Below are 603 nucleotides of genomic sequence, written 5' to 3'. Positions count from 1 at the left end.
TGTCCCGGTATTCCGGCAGCCAGTCGGCACCCGAGCCTGCAAATCCGTGCAATGAAAGCGGACCTTCCCTGTCGAACATGCGCAGCTTGTGCATCAATGCTTCGCCCGGAGCCTTGAAGTCCCAGCGGTGATCGTGCGGAAAGTAGTAGTGCGGCGAAACTACAACGGGAATTCCTGCTTTCTTGGCGGCGGCGAACAAACGTCCGAGGTTGGCCACCGTATCGAGTTCGGTGATGCTCTCGCCGAATGCTTCCCACGATCCCCCGTCGGGGCTGAGAAATCCGATCTGCGGGTCGGTCACGACCAGCGCCGTGGTCGACAAGTCCAGCTCCATTTCGATCTTCGGCAAAGCCGGGTTGAGCGGATCTGAGTAGGGGTCACCATCATCGGTGGTCGAACAAGCCGGCTGCTGCTGGTCCATTCTTGACTCTCCTGCTTTTACAACGTCGAATATCGCTATCGCCGTGACGCGGCTTTGACCGGCTTCAACGGCATGCACCTGATCTTCATGTACTCGTCGGACGAACGGCCCAGAATGACGCTGCGTGCGACGAGGGACTGTCCCTGCATCCCACACATCATCGCGCTGTTGACGTGAGGGCC

Annotated in this window: 1 protein-coding gene; it reads right to left on the bottom strand. The window is 59.2% G+C overall.

Annotation, left to right across the window (positions count from 1 at the left end):
• Window positions 1-421, bottom strand: a 421-nt coding sequence (locus PHA01_RS29135) for an isochorismatase family protein (protein ID WP_271899726.1), incomplete at its 3' end; no start/stop codon positions are given.
• Window positions 422-603: the final 182 nt, after the last annotated feature.

Source organism: Candidatus Phyllobacterium onerii (assembly GCF_028331445.1).
Lineage (GTDB): Bacteria > Pseudomonadota > Alphaproteobacteria > Rhizobiales > Rhizobiaceae > Phyllobacterium > Phyllobacterium onerii.
The sequence above is the reverse complement of the archived record's forward strand: the minus strand, read 5'-3'. Positions and strand labels throughout refer to the sequence as shown.